Origin of the sequence: Achromobacter veterisilvae (assembly GCF_037619525.1) — a bacterium.
In the GTDB taxonomy this organism is placed as follows: domain Bacteria; phylum Pseudomonadota; class Gammaproteobacteria; order Burkholderiales; family Burkholderiaceae_B; genus Achromobacter; species Achromobacter veterisilvae.
The window spans coordinates 1,114,982-1,131,181 of sequence record NZ_CP148753.1; the positions used below are offsets into that span (position 1 = coordinate 1,114,982).

The 16,200-nt window shown below is 65.2% G+C and carries 14 protein-coding genes; 8 read left to right on the forward strand and 6 right to left on the reverse strand.

The genetic code is table 11. The features are described from left to right. The first annotated feature begins 106 nt into the window (after positions 1-106). The 4 genes from WHX56_RS05225 (at position 107) to WHX56_RS05240 (ending at position 5,584) form a co-directional block, all read left to right on the forward strand. Positions 107-634, forward strand: coding sequence for a sigma-70 family RNA polymerase sigma factor (locus tag WHX56_RS05225; protein WP_338880646.1), 528 nt, complete (start codon positions 107-109; stop codon positions 632-634). A gap of 85 nt (positions 635-719) precedes the next feature. Next, complete coding sequence (locus WHX56_RS05230) at positions 720-1,721, forward strand: FecR domain-containing protein (RefSeq protein ID WP_338880647.1); 1,002 nt, start codon at positions 720-722, stop codon at positions 1,719-1,721. A 180-nt stretch (positions 1,722-1,901) separates the two neighbouring features. Next, a complete protein-coding gene (locus tag WHX56_RS05235) occupies positions 1,902-4,382 on the forward strand; it encodes a TonB-dependent siderophore receptor (RefSeq protein WP_338880648.1) in 2,481 nt (826 codons plus the stop codon). 128 nt (positions 4,383-4,510) lie between these two features. Beyond that, positions 4,511-5,584: a hypothetical protein gene (locus tag WHX56_RS05240; protein WP_188589718.1), complete on the forward strand. Its 1,074-nt coding sequence runs from the start codon at positions 4,511-4,513 to the stop codon at positions 5,582-5,584. Between the two features lie 68 nt (positions 5,585-5,652). Here the strand turns inward: WHX56_RS05240 and WHX56_RS05245 are convergent, their stop codons facing one another. The 3 genes from WHX56_RS05245 to WHX56_RS05255 form a co-directional block, all read right to left on the reverse strand. Then, on the reverse strand, positions 5,653-6,075 hold the full coding sequence (locus tag WHX56_RS05245) for a hypothetical protein (RefSeq protein WP_088148305.1): 423 nt from the start codon (positions 6,073-6,075) through the stop codon (positions 5,653-5,655). 15 nt (positions 6,076-6,090) lie between these two features. Next, positions 6,091-6,465, reverse strand: coding sequence for a glutaredoxin family protein (locus tag WHX56_RS05250; RefSeq protein WP_338880650.1), 375 nt, complete (start codon positions 6,463-6,465; stop codon positions 6,091-6,093). A gap of 167 nt (positions 6,466-6,632) precedes the next feature. After that, on the reverse strand, positions 6,633-7,184 hold the full coding sequence (locus WHX56_RS05255; RefSeq protein ID WP_338880651.1) for a type 1 glutamine amidotransferase domain-containing protein: 552 nt from the start codon (positions 7,182-7,184) through the stop codon (positions 6,633-6,635). Positions 7,185-7,461: 277 nt separating this feature from the next. On the opposite strand from WHX56_RS05255, the gene WHX56_RS05260 reads away from it, so the two are divergent. The 3 genes from WHX56_RS05260 to WHX56_RS05270 all read left to right on the forward strand — a co-directional run bounded on the left by WHX56_RS05260 (position 7,462) and on the right by WHX56_RS05270 (position 9,881). Then, positions 7,462-8,124 carry a hypothetical protein gene (locus tag WHX56_RS05260; protein WP_338880652.1) on the forward strand — a complete coding sequence of 221 codons (663 nt, stop codon included), beginning with the start codon at positions 7,462-7,464 and terminating at the stop codon, positions 8,122-8,124. A gap of 51 nt (positions 8,125-8,175) precedes the next feature. Continuing rightward, positions 8,176-8,619 (forward strand): hypothetical protein, encoded by a 444-nt coding sequence (locus WHX56_RS05265; protein ID WP_338880653.1) that lies wholly within the window; start codon positions 8,176-8,178, stop codon positions 8,617-8,619. 287 nt (positions 8,620-8,906) lie between these two features. Beyond that, positions 8,907-9,881 carry an IS110 family transposase gene (locus WHX56_RS05270; protein WP_338880654.1) on the forward strand — a complete coding sequence of 325 codons (975 nt, stop codon included), beginning with the start codon at positions 8,907-8,909 and terminating at the stop codon, positions 9,879-9,881. Between the two features lie 24 nt (positions 9,882-9,905). Here the strand turns inward: WHX56_RS05270 and WHX56_RS05275 are convergent, their stop codons facing one another. Both WHX56_RS05275 and WHX56_RS05280 read right to left on the reverse strand, forming a co-directional pair. Then, positions 9,906-10,091, reverse strand: coding sequence for a hypothetical protein (locus WHX56_RS05275; protein WP_338880655.1), 186 nt, complete (start codon positions 10,089-10,091; stop codon positions 9,906-9,908). 319 nt (positions 10,092-10,410) lie between these two features. Continuing rightward, positions 10,411-12,768, reverse strand: a complete 2,358-nt coding sequence (locus WHX56_RS05280) for a mechanosensitive ion channel domain-containing protein (RefSeq protein ID WP_338880656.1) — start codon at positions 12,766-12,768, stop codon at positions 10,411-10,413. A 283-nt stretch (positions 12,769-13,051) separates the two neighbouring features. On the opposite strand from WHX56_RS05280, the gene WHX56_RS05285 reads away from it, so the two are divergent. Further along, positions 13,052-13,474, forward strand: coding sequence for a cupin domain-containing protein (locus WHX56_RS05285; protein ID WP_338880657.1), 423 nt, complete (start codon positions 13,052-13,054; stop codon positions 13,472-13,474). 224 nt (positions 13,475-13,698) lie between these two features. Here WHX56_RS05285 and WHX56_RS05290 read toward each other — a convergent pair whose 3' ends face one another. Continuing rightward, positions 13,699-16,125, reverse strand: a complete 2,427-nt coding sequence (locus tag WHX56_RS05290) for a TonB-dependent siderophore receptor (RefSeq protein ID WP_338880658.1) — start codon at positions 16,123-16,125, stop codon at positions 13,699-13,701. Positions 16,126-16,200 lie beyond the last annotated feature (75 nt).

Below are 16,200 nucleotides of genomic sequence, written 5' to 3' on the forward strand. Positions count from 1 at the left end.
ACGACAAAGACCCGCCCGCGCCGGCGGGCATGGGGGACGAACACCGGGCTTGTCCCGGCATTCGTCTGGATATAATGGAAACAATTCCCATTCCCAACATATCCCCATGTCCGCCACCCCCAGCGCCAGTCCCGACGCCGGTATCGCGACGCTGTACCGCGACCATCATTCCTGGCTGCACGGCTGGCTGCGGCTGAAGCTGGGCGATGCGCATCGCGCGGCGGATCTGGCGCAGGACACGTTTGTGCGCCTGTTGTCGGCAAACTCCACCTCTCCCTCTGACACCGCGCTGCGCGAGCCGCGGGCCTATCTGCGCACCATCGCCAACCGCTTGCTGGTGGACCATTGGCGGCGGCTGGAGATCGAGCGCAGTTATCTGGCGGTGTTGCAGACTTATCCGCAGAGCCATTGGCCCTCGGAAGAGTCGCGGCTGTTGATTCTGGAGTCGCTGGAGCAGGTGGCGCAGATGTTGGGCCGCTTGAAGCCGGAGGTGCGCGAGGTGTTTCTGTTGGCGCAGATGGAGGGGCATACGTGCCCGCAGATTGCGCGGCAGGTGGGGAAGTCGGTGGCGACGGTGGAGCGTTATCTGGCGCAGGCGTTGCAGCACTGCTATCGGCTGGTCTATGGGGTTTGATCGGGCGGGCGTGTCGCCCGGGGCGCCAGGCGCGCGTGCGGAGGACTGCGCGGAGGACGGCGCGGAGGGCGCGGCGGATCGGGCGGTGTTGGACGAGGCGATCCGCTGGCGCATCAAGCTGCAATACAACACGGCGGACGCGTCGGCGTGGCAGGCGTTCGACGCCTGGCTGCGGGCGCAGCCGGCGCATGCGTTGGTGTGGGAGCGTTTGCAGGCGCTGGGCGCGCGTTTGCAGCGGCCGGCGGCGGAGATGCCGGGCGAGGCGGCGGCGCGGATTCTGCGGCAGACAGAGGCGGCGCAGGCGCGGCGGTCGCGCCGCAAGGCCTTGATGTCGCTGGGTGCGCTGGCGGCGGGCGGTTGGGTGGCGTGGCGGGCGGGGGATGTGCCTGCGGTGCGGCAGGCGTTGGCCGATGTGTCTACGTCGCGGGGCGAGCGGCGCCGCGTCGCGCTGCCGGATGGCGGGACGCTGGTGCTGAATACGGAGACGGCGGTCGATATCGATTATGGCGGGCCGGTGCGGCGCATTCGCTTGCTGGCGGGCGAGGTGTATGTGATCTCGGGGCATGACCCGTTGTCGCGGCCGCTGTTCGTGGAGACGCGTGATGGGCGGGCGCAGGCGCTGGGTACGCGGTATCGGGTGCGGCAGTGGGACGACGGCAGCGAGGTGACGGTGGATGAAGGCGCGGTGGCGTTGCTGCCGCGCGATGGCGCGGGCGAGGCGGCAGGCGCGACGCTGCGGGCCGGGGAGTCTGCGCGGATGACGCCGCAAGGCGTGCGGGCGCTGGCACCGGTGGAGGGGCGCGTGATGGATGGTGGGGCCTGGGTCGAGGGGGCTTTGTCGGTGCGCGATATGCCGCTGGACGCTTTCTTGCAGGAACTGTCGCGTTATCACGGGCCGATCGAGTGCGATCCGGCGGTGGCGCGGTTGCCGGTGTCGGGGGTGTTCCAGTTGGACGATACGCGCAAGGTGCTGGCGCTGCTGCGTCAGATTCTGCCGGTGGAGCCGCAGGCGGGACGCTTGTGGTGGGGCGGGCGGGTGACGCGGGTTCGGGCACGCGCACGGGCGCCGGAACGGGCGCGGGGCTGAACAAACAAAAAATGCCCCCACGCTGCGCCTGCGGCTTGCTGCCCCCCGAGGGGGCGCTTTTTGTCTTGGGGCGGCCCGGCAACAAAAAAATCTGAGGGGATGGGCGAATTCGTTCGTCATACCGGTTGTAGCAGTGCGCACGGCCCAGCACCGACCGACCCTCATTGGAGTATCCCTTTCGTGAAGACCCATCGTCTCCGGGCCGCGACGCCGTCGTTCGGCGCGCGGGCTTGCTTGCGCGCTTGCCCCCAACCCTTCTTTACCGTGCTGCTGCCGTTGGCGGCGGCCTTGGCCGCCTTGTTGGCGCCGCCGCCCTCCTACGCCCAGGCCGCGCCGGCCGCGGCGGCGCAGTCCGATGCCGCCCGTGTGTACGCGATTGCGCCGGGGCCGTTGAATGACGCGCTGGCCGCGTTTGCGCGGCAGGCGGGGATTTCGTTGGGGTATTCCTCGTCGCAGTTGAGCGGGGCGCGCAGCGCGGGCCTGAATGGCCAGTACGGCGTGGCGGAGGGCTTGCGCGCGCTGTTGGCGGGCACGGGGTATCGCGCGGTGAATGTGGACGGCGGCATCCGTGTCGAGGCCGAGCCGCAGTCCGCCACCAGCACGCTGGCGCCGGTGCTGGTGACGGGCGCCTATCATGCGCAGACGGAGGGCACGCAGTCTTACGGGTCCAGCATGGCGACCATCGGCAAGACCGAGCAGGCGCTGAAGGACATTCCGCAGTCGGTCACGGTGGTGACGCGCAAGCGCTTGGATGACCAGAACCTGTCGACCATCAGCGAGGTGTTGGAGAACACCACGGGCGTGACGATCAGCGAGGTGGCCGACGGCGGGCGCAATTTCTATTCTCGCGGGTTCAAGATCACGAATATCCAGTACGACGGCGTGCCGCTGTCGCGCAGTTTCTATGCGGTGGGCAATAGCTTCACCGGCAGCACGGCGTATCTGGACCGGGTGGAGGTGTTCCGCGGCGCGCAGGGCCTGTTCGAAGGCGCGGGGCAGCCGGGCGGCTCGGTGAATCTGGTGCGCAAGCGCCCTACCGCCGAGACGCAGGTGTTGATGGAGGCGCGCGCGGGCTCGTGGGACCACGTGGGCGGCATGCTGGATGCGGGCGGGGCCTTGAACGCGGACGGCAGCCTGCGGGCGCGGGCGGTGCTGGATCTGGATTCCAAGGGGTCGTTCATCGACGTGGTGAAGGAGCGCAACACCAATCTGTACGTCGCGCTGGATTACGACCTGTCGCCCAGCACGACGGTGGGCGCGGGCGTGCTGGTGTCGCGCCTGCGGTCTACGCCGTTCTTCGGCGGCTTGCCGCGTTATAGCGATGGCAGTTCGCTGGGGCTGAAGCGGTCGACGTTTCTGGGCGCGGACTGGAATCAGTGGGACCGGGACGAGACGCAGGTGTTTGCGGACCTGACGCATCGTTTCAACAGCGATTGGCGCGTGAACGTGGCGGCCACCTACGTGAAGGAGAAGAGCCTGACCTCGGCGCTGGACGCGACGGGCGCGGTGGACCCGGTGACCTTGATGGGGCCGATGCGCAATGCCTGGAACTACGACAAGTCGGCGGAGCACATCGGTTTTGATGCGAATGTGAACGGCCGCTTCACGGTGCTGGGCATGGCGCAGGACCTGACGGTGGGCGTGAGCCTGTCGCGGCTGACGTCGACGGACCGCATCGAGTACGCGTCCAACTATCTGCCGCTGGATGTGTTCCACCCCGATCCGCATGTGCCCAAGCCAGACAGCTTTCCGGATTCTCAGCGCACGTCGCGCTACGAACCGCATGTGCAGAAAGGCATCTATGCGCAGTTGCGCAGCAGCCTGACGGAAGACCTGACGCTGGTATCGGGCGGGCGCTTTAGCTGGTTTGAAAGCCGCTACACCACGCAGGCCGCGACGTGGGACGACGTCAGTACCGCCAAGGCCAGCGCGGAGTTCACGCCCATGGTGGGGCTGGTCTACGTGCTGACGCCGCAGTGGTCGGCCTACGCCAGCTACGCCGATATCTTCGAGCCGCAAACGGCCACCACGCTGGACGGCAGCATCTTGAAGCCCATCGTCGGCGCGAACTACGAAGTGGGCGTGAAAGGCGAACTGATGGACGGCAAGCTGAATACGTCGTTCGCCCTGTACCGCATCGATCAGAAGAACCGCGCGGTGCAGGACTACGAGGCGGGGCCGGTGTGCAACGGCGGGTATTGTTCGCGCGCTGCGGGCAAGGTGCGCAGCCAGGGCTTCGAGACGGAGATGAGCGGCGAGCTGATGCGGGGCCTGCAAGTGGCGGCGGGCTATACCTTCAACAGCAACAAGTACCTGAGCGACCCGGACCGCGAAGGCCAGACTTTCAGCGAGGAAACGCCGCGGCACCTGTTGCGCCTGTGGAGCGAATACCGCTTGCCCGGTCAGTTGAACCGCCTGAGCGTGGGCGCGGGCGTGAATTGGCAGAGCGCGCTGACCAACAGCATCTCGAAGGTGCGCCGGCCGTCGTACAGCGTGTGGAACGCCCGGCTCGCGTATGACGTGACGTCGAATTGGACGGCGGCGTTGAACGTGAACAATCTGTTCGACAAGGTGTATTACGAATATCCGGGCTATGTCGAGAACCGCAACAACTACGGCGCGCCGCGCAACATGATGCTGACGCTGCGCGGGCGGTTCTGATGCTTGCGCGGGCGGGGGGCGGGGCTGACGCGATATCATGGCCTGGCCTTTCCCCGCCGGGGTATTGCCTGGCTCTGCCGCTTGCAATGCCCCGTTCCTTCCCGCCTCGGACACAGGAACCCAGAACGATGCCGCTTTTCCCCCCGCTTGCCCGCGTCAGCCTGCTTGCCCTTTTCGCCCCGGCGCTGGCGCTTGCCCAGCCCGCCGAGCCGGATTTCGCCGCGCGCACCGCCGCGTTGGTGGAGCGCCATCGCGTGAATGTGGATGAATTGCTGGGCAACGCACGGCAGGAGGGAATGGCGCTGCTGGTGATTCCAACCCTGAACCTGGACGCCGGGCCCCAACGCGATTTCGAGGATGATGCGACGCGCGACCGCTTTGTGCGTCAGCGCAGCACGTTCGTGCACTGGAACCACAAGACGGAAGAGGGCTACGCGATCAGCGCCGGCGCGGGGGACCACAAGCTGGATCCGACGGACCCCGGGCCGCAGTTCCAGACGGTGCGCGGCAAGCTGCTGTATCAGGTGATTCCGGTGTGGCCGGGCGAATACCGGCTCAACCGCATCACCTATCATCAGCCCCGCACCGAGCTGCCCGACACGGTGCCGCCCCAGAGCGCCATGGAGAGGCTGAAGAAGATCGGCATCGCGACGCTGGATTACGCGGTGGATCGCGAGTTCAAGATGACCACGCCAAAACCGCCATCCGGGAAAGAGGACGAAGACGGCCTGGGCAAGGGTTGCGAGGTGCTGTTGCGGGTGGGTGGCGGTTGCGACGAAGCGGCGCGCGAGGTGCGCTGGCGGATCAACGGCGAGATCGCGTTCAATGCGGGCCAGGCCGATGCCGCGCCTGCGCCCGGCATCGAAGCCGAACTGCTTTTCGCGCCGATCGCGGCGATCACGCTCGTAGCGGGCGAGGCCGTGCTGACGGATGGTTTCGTGTTGCCCGTCGATCAGCCGGTCATGACGCCGGATTCGTGCGAAGACACGTCCCTCGGCCCCACCTGCACGATGGACTCGTTGACGTTGACGCGGTTGCCCGCCAGCCTGGACGATTTCCGGCAGGCGCCGGGGGCGGCCAGTTTCAATTTGCCCAAGCTGGATGCGGCGCTGCGCGACCTTACGTATCGGGCGCCCACGCTGTACTACAAGCCGGCGTCCGAGGCCGAGCCGAACGTGATCCGGGCCGTGGACAGGAAGTAGGACTCGGCAGGAAACGATATGGACGCGAAGGAATTCGTCGCCAGTCGATGGCGGCAGGCGGTGTCCGGTCAGCGCGGCTTCCAGTTCAGCCCGTCTTTCGAGCGATATTCAGGTGTGCCCGTGCAGCACCCGCCTGCGCCAAACGCCTGGCGTCCGATGAAGGCCGTGATGAAGCCTTTGCCTTCGGTAAGCGATTGGCTGATGCACGACGTGGGCAGCGGATAGAAATCGCCCTCCAATACCAGCGTCCAGCTCACATTCTCGCCTTCGGCCGCGTCCACCTTGTAGACCTTGCAGTTATTGACGAGCAAGTGAATGGGCTTGCCGGCCAGCACGCCTTTGAACTGGCGTTCCGGCGGCGTTTCGCGCGTGGCGATGGTTTCGGCGGTAAGTGTCGACCCGGGCGGCGGCGGAGGCAGCGAAGAATCGCAACTGGCCAGCGCGCCTGCCGCGCACAGCGTCAGGGCCATTCGGAGGGCAAGGCGCGTCATCTGCGCGTACTGCCGTCAGGCAACGTTGGCGAAGCGCTGTTCCAGGTAGGCGATGATGTCGCTGGACTCGTACATCCAGCGCGTGCCGCCCGCCTCTTCGATACGCAGGCAAGGCACCTTGACCTTGCCGCCACCTGCCAATAACGCTTCGCGCGCTTGCGGATCACGCTTGGCGTCATGCAGCGCCACGGGCACGTTCAGCCGATGCATGGCACGTCGCGTCTTGATGCAAAACGGGCAGGCGTGAAATTGGTAGAGCGCAAGCGAGGCCGCCTCGCTGTTCACGGCGGCCTGGCCTTGCGGCGTACGCTTTTGAGGACGCGGGCGCGTAAGCGCGTCGCCCGCGACGATCAATTGGCCCAGGCCGACACGCAAGGCTTTAACAATCATGGATAGGGACTCGAAGAGGCAAAGGAAAGGGCCCAGTCTACTCTCTGCGGGTCCTCTACACTTGAACCCTCTGGGTTCTGCCCTCGCCAGACCTCATGCCCCCCCGCGCCGCCCACCCCGCAAGGCGCCGGCATCGCCGCCGGCCCGCCGCCTGATGAGCCGGGCGCTTAACGCGTCGTCGACTGCAGCAATTCAATGAATGCGCGGCTGAAGGCGGGGATGTCGTCAGGCTTGCGGCTGGACACCAGCGATCCGTCGACCACGACTTCCTCATCGACCCACTGCGCGCCTGCGTTCACCAGGTCGTCGCGCAGCGACGGCCAACTGGTCAGCGTGCGGTTTTGCACGACGCCTGAAGAAATCAATAGCCAGGCGCCATGGCAGATGACCGCCACGGGCTTGTCCGCCTTGAACATCGCGCGCACGAATTCCTGAGCCTTGGGCTGCATGCGGATTTCGTCGGCATTCACCACGCCGCCCGGCAGCAATAGCGCGTCGAACACCACCGGTTCCGAGGCGGCTTGTAAAAAAGTCATGTCCACGGGGAAGCGATCGCCGGGTTTGTCGTGGTGCATGCCCAGGATCGGATCAGTCTTGGCGGAAATCAGCACCGTGCGCGCGCCTGCTGCCTGAAGGCTGTCACGCGGGCCGGTCATCTCTACCTGCTCGAAGCCATCGACGGCCAGAATCGCCACATTTCGTTCCTTGAGGGTTGCCATGGTTGCTCCTTGATCATCGGCTCCGGCGTATGCATGCGCGGCGCGCCGGAACCCCACGCGCCGCTGCCGTCGTGCAGCAAGCGCCATGCCGTCGCAGGGCAAGGAGGCGTGCGGCGGCGCTGTCCCTGCGCGTGGGGACGGATGGGCGATGTGGATACCATCCCGGACGGTGTGACGCCTTTTTATGGATTAATCCCGCTCGGATCACGTCATCCCGATATCAAATGTGGCGGCGGACGCTCGTTCGCGCCCATTGCAGGAAAGACGAGGTACACGCATGCTGAACCGTCGATTTCCGTTGAAGATCCTGGCGGCCATGGGCGCCGTGATGGCGATGGCAAGCGGCGTCGTTCACGCCCAGGCCAGCGGCCAGACTGGCGTCGCCGCGCCTGAGCTGGCGCCCCTGAGACGCTGCGACTGCCCATTCGCATCGAAGCAATACCTGGCGTACAGCATTGATGGCATGTGCACCGTACAAAGACACAGCAGCGGGCGCGAATGCGAATTCGGGTTCTCGGGTGTCGGGGCTAATCGTGCGGTCGTCAATGCGCTGCTTGGCCAGGAGGCATTTGATGCGCAGTTGCGAATTGCGTCCGAGATTTTTGCGCGCTACGTGGCGTTTGCGCAATCCGGCGATCCGGCTTCCTTAAGCGACAGCAAATTCATTGAAACCGCCTTGCCCGTTCTGAGTCGGGCCAGTCTGTTCCGCGAGGCCGTCGTTCATGCCGATTTGCCGGTCAAGCAGATGGACGCGGAAATCGGGGAATTCTCAAGAAAGTACAGCCTGGTTATTTCCGAGGTATTTCGCGGCAAGCAGGCGCCTCAGACAATCAAGTGGAGTCCCAACAGCCAGTTCGAGATCGGGCAAGGTTTCGTGCTGATGGATTTTCGTCAGCAGTCGCAATTGCTGGTCTTGTTCTTTACCCCTGCGAAACGGTGAGCAACCATGGATCTAAGCTGCGTGCGCGAATTACCCGGGTTGGATTTGACCATGCTGATCCTGCTTGTCGTGCTGGGGTTGGGGTTCCTGGCGCTAGGGGTGTACTTGTTGCTCCGTCGAGGCGCCGGGCCAGACGATCCGCCGATAATTCTGTGGATTGATAAATATCGCTTGAGAGCGCCCGTCGGCTTTTTCCTCATATTGATGTCGCTGGTGCTGTGGTGGCTGGCATATACGCAGCTCAATCAGCGATTCCCTGCCGGAGGGGAAGCCTTTTCCGGGGCGCCCCGAACACTGGGCTCCATCGCGGAAGGCCTGCGCCGCAACTCAAACGCCGATATTCAATTGAAAGGTGACGTGGACACGGTCGTCATTGCGCAACCGGTCAGCGGCGCGTGTGTGACGGCGTTGCTGGATGACCTGTGCGACAAGTATCGCGGCACGTTGACATGCAGCCAGCAGGGAAATAGACGCGTGATCGAGCGCGGCCGCTGATGCGCGCATGGTGAAAAAGAGTCAGACTACAATTTCCCAGCCCATCATTGCCGAAATTGTAGTCTGACACCTTGTATCTTGGTCTCCGTGGTGATTAGCTATCACCACAGCGGATTCGAGCAGCTTGTTCTGACACCCAAAGCTTGGACTTTGTCTCTTAGATTAAGCCTCGATCCGCACCTCTGAGCCGGCTGGACACTGGACGGTAGCCTAGGGCATTGGGACCCTGCATGTACAAGGCAAGTGGGCGCAGCGGGCTTCTTTGGTATTGGCAAAGGAGCTAAGTCATGTTTTTTCTAGGAATCGACGTCTCCAAAGCGAAACTGGATTGCGCGCTGCTGGGCAGTGAAGGAGACAAACGCAAGACCAAGGTCGTCCCCAACTCGGTAGCCGGCATCCAGACGCTGCTGCAATGGTGCGCCAAGCAAGGCGCCCAGCCGCAGCAGTTACACGCGGTACTCGAACCGACGGGGCAGTATCACGAACAGGCCGCCACCGCGCTGCATGACGCTTCGGTCAGTGTCTCCGTGGTGAATCCAGCCCAGGTGCGCGACTTCGCGGGTGCGCTGGCGGTGCGGTCAAAGACCGACGGGATCGACAGCTACGTGCTGGCCCGTTACGGTCAGGCGCTCAAGCCGGCGCTATGGCACCCCGCGCCCCTGCATGCGCGGCAGTTGCGTGCCTTGCTGGCGCGGCGCAACGCGCTGAGCAAAGACTTGTTGCGTGAGCTCAACCGGCAGGAGAAAACGCAGTTCAGTGATCCGCCCGTCCTGGTCGAAGGCTCCATCGCCAAGGCCGTTGCGTTCCTGCGCGAAGAGATCAAGCGCCTGGAGCGGGCCATCGATGACCACATCGACCGCCATCTCGACTTGAAGGAAGACCGGGAGTTGCTCACCAGCATCCCGGCCATCGGCCCGCAGGCCAGCAACGCGATCCTGTCGATCATGCATAGCAAACGCATCGAGTCTGCCGAGGCCTTGGCGGCCTATCTAGGGCTGGTTCCCGTGCAGCGTCAGTCGGGCACCAGCCTCAATGGCCGTGCGCACTTGTCAACGGCCGGTCCTGCCCGGGTGCGTGCCACGTTCTACATGGCTGCCATCGTCGGCATTCGTCGCAATCCCCATATCCGCGCGCTCTACGAGCGACTGCTGCTGGCGGGCAAAAGCAGAATGGCCGCGCTCGGCGCGGCCATGAGAAAGCTGGTGCATCTATGCTTCGGCGTGCTTAAAACCCGATCACGATACCGACCAGACTACGTCTGATCGCTTGACGGCCAAGACGGTATCTTACTGGGCTTTCATCTCCTCCTCCTCCTCCTTCTCTTTCTCCTTCTTCTCCTTTTTTTCTCCATCGTAGTGAGACTTGATGGCGAGAAACATGCCCGTGCCCAACACGAGGAGCTTGAACGTACCGAAGACGACAGGGACCCAAAAATTCATTATTTCCTCAAAACGCTGCTTCAGCAGCTTCATTTACGACTCGTGGGCCAGGCAAAGAGAAACGAACGATAGCGGTGTGGGCATGACTGCCGACATGGCAGTTCGATGCTTTTCGTTGGGACGGTAGCGTCAGCGTCACGCCTGCGCCGGGCAATACGCTCCCAATCGTACCTGCGTTATTCGGCAATCGACCGGATCAGTTTGGCCGAATTTCTAGAGATCAGTGTGTTCGCAGGTACGTTCCTGGTGACGATGGAACCCGCCGCGAAAAAAAGTCAGACCACAATTTCTCAGCACATAAGTGCCGAAATCGTAGTCTGACTTCAGGCCCTCCCAGGCCTCTGCCAAGCCCCTACGCGCGGGTCGCGTCGGGGTCTTCGCGCGCTTCGAGCTCGTTGCCCAGCACCTCGGCCGAATCCTCGCCCGGCGCTTCCGGCTTCAGGCGGCGGCGCGTGTGGCCCGCCGCGCGGGCATTGCTGCCTTCGTTGGGGCGGTCGGGCTGCACGAACACATTGGCGGGCGGCGCATAGCCCCGCTTGTCCTGGCCGAAGTACACGACGGTGTGCGGGTACGGCAGCTCGATGCCGGCGGCGTCGAAGTGTTTTTTCAACAGGCGGTTGTAGCCGCGCTGCACGGCCCATTGCATGCCCGGTGTGGTCTTGATCAGGATGCGGATGGTCACGCCCTTCTCGTTGACCGCGGTAACGCCCGCGACCGTCATCTCTTCCAGGATCTCAGGCCCCAGCACCGAATCGGTCATCAGCTCGGCGAAGGCGGCGCGCAGGTGCGCGATCGCGTCGTCCACGCTCTCGCGATGCGCGATGGTGTATTCCCCGAGGTGGTAGGAGAAGTCGCGCATGTGGTTGGCCACCACGTCGACCGACGAAAACGGCACCAGGTGATAGCCGCCGTCCAGCGTGCGGATGCCCACCGAGCGTATCGTCATCTTCTCGACCGTGCCGAACACGCCCGCGACCTGCACCACGTCGTTTTCGTTCATGCCGTTTTCGAGCTGGATGAAGATGCCGGTAATGATGTCCTGCACCAGCTTCTGCGAGCCGAAACCGATGGCCAGACCGACCACGCCGGCGCCGGCGATCAGCGGCCCCACGTCGATGCCGATCTGCGACAGCAGCACCATGACCGTCATGGTCACAATGACGATCAGCGCGGCGTTGCGAAACAGCGCCAGCAGGGTTCGTTCGCGCGCGCTGGGCATGCCCCGCCCCTCGCTCTGGCTGAGACGGTGCTCGATGATGCTTGCGGTCACGGTCCAGGCCAGCGCCGCGATCAGCAGCACGATGCCGATGTTCACCACCATCTTGATGGCGGCGGCCCCGGCGTCCGAGGCCAGCCAGCGCGACAGGTCGAAGGCATGCCACGCATCGAGCACCAGCAGCAGCAGGACGATGCGGATGATCAGGCCCACCAGCTTCAGAATGGCCGGCACGTAGGCGTTGACTCGCGCCTCCAGCAGCGGCAGGCGCCGCCGCAGGTCTTCGGGCAGCTTGATCGGCTTGGACAGCACCGTGTTCAGCAGCAGGATCAGCAAGCTGCCTACGACAAGAACCAGCAGCGTCTGCGCGGTGGCGCGGGCCATGAAGGGGAGGGCGTTGGTCGGGTCGACCTGGCTGACTACCAGCAGGATCGTGAAGTAGACGATGCCCAGCACGTGCCACACGCGCGACAGCACGCGCAGCCGAGAGCCCATGAAGGTTGTCGCGCCGGCGGCGCGGCGGTCCAGGCGCTCTCGCACCGACTGGCGGTTCTGCCAGATGACGCGCACGGCGTACACGTACACCGCTAGCATGATGACCAAGTTGGCCAGCCGGCCCAGGGCAGGCGAAAGTGTGGCTGTGATCACAGGGTCGACCAGCAGCGTGCCATAGCCCGCCGCCATGGCGATGCGCACCAGCCAGGTGTTCCAGTACCGCGCCAGTTCGTCGGACATGGGCAGCAGGCGCAGGCTGGGATGCCGCACGGCGAACACCGTGCGGATCAGCACCTTGACGATCTCCACCGCCACGAACGCCTGCAGGAACACAAGGGCCAGAGTGTCCAGCGTGCCGCGCCCGGGCGTGCGCCACAGGGCCGCGGCGGCGCCCGCCAGGGCGGCGAGAACCACGACGCCTACGTCGATGGCCAACGCCCCCACGATGGCGCCCATGCGCCGGTACAGCGCGCGCAGGGAGGTCGGCGCGCCGCGCCTGGGCGTCGCTTCGGGCGCGCGGCCCTGTGCCGCGACCCAGCGATCGATGCGCGCATAGATACGGATGGCGATCGCGCGCAGCAGGAGGAAGGCAATGATCGTGGCGATGGCAGCCAGCGCCAGGGGCAGCAAGGCGTTGCTGGCGGTGTCGCCGTCCATCCGCAGGCTGCGTCCCGAGGCCAGCGCGCGCATGTCGTCCGCGCCCTGCCCCATATCGCTGGCCAGGCCGGTCAGAAAGCGCTGCACATTGTCGGCCACTCGCTCCCGCAGACCGGGTTCGGCCGGCTGCGCGGACGGCTTGGCAGCATTCGTGGATTGAGACGCGCCGGGCTTCGTTCCGGAGGCCTGCGCCCGCAGCTCGTCCACCAGCGCCTTGCGCGCATCGGGATTCTCCAGCAGGTCGGCCAGCGCCGCAGGAGTCAGCGCCTGGGACGAAGCCGCCGCCTCCTTGGCCGGCTGGGGCAGCAGGCCCACTGCCTGGGCCTGCCAGGCGAACATCATGCAACACAGCATCGTTGCCAGCAGCAGTGCCGCCAGCCAGGGTCTCTCCCGTCGGCGCCGCCAGTAACCGGCGACATGGGTACGGGGACGGAATGAATTCGATGCTGTCGTCGCGGATCCAACCACTAGGGAACCTCCTTTGCGATCAAGGCCAAAAGACGGCGTGGCGACCGCGGTCGCCACGCCGCTGGACCTTAAATCATAAAGGCTTGGCCAAAAGAGACCTTTCCACCGGGAGGGAGATTGGAGCATGATGGTGTGCCTACGTCCGTGGAGGACTGACATGACCGACCCCTCAATCATCCAGATTGGCCAGTTGTCCATCCGCTACCTCGTGGACGGCTCCAACACCGGTAGCGTGGGTATGTTCGAGCTCACGGTTCCGCCGAACTCCAACGTTCCGCCACCGCATAGCCACGCCAATAACGACGAATGCGTCTACGTCCTGGAAGGCACGCTGCGGTACGCCGTGGATGCCGATACCCGCGACCTTGGCGCCGGAGAGTGGATGTACAGCCCGAAAGGAAGCATCCACCAGTTCTCGAACCCGTTCGACGGACAGGCGCGGGCCCTCATCGTGCAGTCGCCCGACATCGGTGCCCAGTACTTCCTGGACGTGCAGGCGACGGCGAGCGCCGGCGGGCCGCCCGACAAGGCGGCCCTGGTTGCGGTGATGGCCCGCTATGGATTGGTTCCGCGTCCATAGTGTCAGACTGCAATTTCACCCTAAGCGATCCCATAGGCAGCCAGACCCACGCCATGCCGGAGCAGGCGCGGACTGGCGCAGTTGATGCAGGCCAAGATGGCGGCGTGATGTACCGCGAGTCGGGGAGCCGGCCCACGTCGGCGGGCCATCGGAGAAATGGCGTCCGACATTTTTCCGACCCGGGCCCGTTGCTGGACGCGGCCCGGGAGGGCCTGGGCATGGCGTCAATACGTCGCCCGCAGATTCAGCATCACGCTCCTCGGTTCGCCATAGTAGTTCGACCCATAGGCCGCCCACACGCGCTGGTAGTAGACCTTGTCGAACAGGTTGTTCACGGTCAGGGTCGCGTCCAGGTGCTTGTTGAAGCGGTAGCCGGCCTGCGCGGACACGGTGGTGTACGGGCGCTGCTCGAATTTCACCGGGCCGTTCAGGCGGTACATGCTGCTGACGCTGCGCAGTCCCGCGCCCAGCGACAACCCTTCCAGCGTTCCGGTGGCGAAGGTGTACTTGGTCCACAGGTTGAAGGTGTGGCGCGGCGTGATGAAGGCGTATTGCTGCGACTTCTGTTCTTCCGTGCCCTTCAGGGTCTTGGTGGCGGTGTAGGCGTAGCCGGCGGTGACGTCCCAGCCCGGCGCCGGGCTGCCGCTGATTTCGGCCTCGAAGCCCTGGCTGCGCATCTTGCCGGCGGCCATGGAGAAGAGCGGGTTGTCCGGGTCGGTCATGGCGCGGTTTTCGTCTTCCATGCGGAAGAGCGCGGCGTGGCCGTTCAGGCGCTTGTCCAGGAATTCGCCCTTCAGGCCGATCTCGACCTGCTTGCCGGTGCGCGGGTCCAGTAGTTGGCCGTTGGCGTCGGTGGTGGTCTGCGGCGTGAAGATGCTGGTGTAGCTGGCGTAGGCGGACAACTGCTCATTCAGGTTCACCACCAGGCCCAGGTAGGGCGTGAACTTGCCGTTGATGTCGCTCTTGGTGTTGGTGAACTGGTTGAAGTAGGCGTTGCGGTTCTCGGTGCGGTTTTCCCACCAGGTCAGGCGGCTGCCGGCGATGATGGTGGCGGCGTCGGTCACGCGCAGGTTGGCGCGCGCATACAGACCGTACTGCTGCGTCTTGCTGTCGTTGCCGTTGGTGAATTCGTAGTCCGGCTTGGGGACGTCGTTGTCGGGGTGGTACAGGTTGATGTCGGCGTTGTCGCCACCGCCGTAGCGGAAGTTCTTGTGGATGTCGCGGTAGTCGGCGCCCACGATCAGTTCGTGTTCGCGGCCGAAGGCCTGGAACGGCGTGGCGACGAAGGCGTCCAGGCCGTAGGTCTTCCAGTGGCTGCGGTATTTCCACGAGACCAGGCAGGTGTCGCCCGTGGCGGGGTCGACGGCGCAGTCGGACCAGCCGAATTCGCGGCTGGGTTCGTCCTGTTCGCGGTAGATGCCGCTGACCTTGATGCGGCCGCCGTTGGACAGGCGGTGTTCCACGTCGGCGAAGTATTCGGTGATTTCTTCGGTGATGTGGTTCCAGCTAGGGTCCAGGTTGGTGGAGCGGCGCACGTCCAGCAGTTCGCCGTCGGTGTAGCCGGGCAGGCCGAAGAACGGGCGGCCCTTGTATTGCTGGTAGGTGGCGCCGGCGGTCAGCACGGTGTCGGGCGTGAGGTCGAAGCTCAGGGTGCCGTAGAACAGCGGCTTTTCGGTGTAGACGCCGTCGACGAAGGAGCGGCGGTCGTCGTAGGACGCGACCAGGCGGCCTCGCAGCCGGCCGTCGCTGTCCAGCGGGCCGGTGATGTCGGCCTCGGTGTAGTAGCGGTCCCAGGACCCGGCCATGACCTGGCCGCTGAAGGCGAAGTCCTTCTGCGCGCGCTTGCGCACCAGGTTCACGGTGCCGCCGGGGTCGCCCGCGCCCTGGAACAGGCCGGAGGGGCCGCGCAGCACTTCGATGCGGTCGTAGATGGCCAGGCCGAAGCCCGAGCTCAGATCGTTGCCGGTGCTGGCCGGCGTGTTCACGCCGTCCACCTGGATCGTGTCCAGCGCGTAGCCGCGCGAATAGAAGTTGCCGTGGTTGCCGCCGATGCTGCCGGCTTCCACCGTGATGCCGGTGACGGTGCGCATGGCGTCGTCCAGGTTCACCAGGTTCTGGTCGTCGAGCTGCTGGCGCGTCACGACGGAGATGGATTGCGGGATTTCGCGCAGGCTTTGCGCGTTCTTGCCCAGCGTGACGGCGGGGGTGGTGTAGGAACCCGTGCCTTCGGTGGTGGCGAGGTCGCGGCCGGTGACCGTGACCGGCGCGAGGGGCGTGGCGTCGGAGGCCGAGGAACCTGCCGGCGGCCGGACCACGAAGCCGGTGGCGCTGGGCACGGCGACCAGCCCGCTCTTGGCCAGCAGGCGGTCCAGGGCGGCCTGGGCGCTCATCTTGCCGGAGACGGCGGGCGCCTGCCGTCCGGCGACCGTGTCGGGGCTGAACAGCACTTGCACTTGCGCCTGGCGGCCCAGCGCCACCAGCGCGTCGGCCAGGTTTCCGGCGGGCAGGTCGAAGGCCTGCGCGGCCGCGCCCTGGGCGTGGGCCTCGGACGGCGCGAGCGCCTGGACCGCCAGCGCGGCGTTCATCGACAGCGCGCACAGCAGCGCGTAACGGCCGGCGTTCAGCCGACGGCGGAAATGGCGTTGCGCCATGGACTTTCCCCAGTCTGGAAGTGGATCTTGATAGGGGAAGACGCGCCAGACGCCGGAACCCGTACGTCCCGAAAG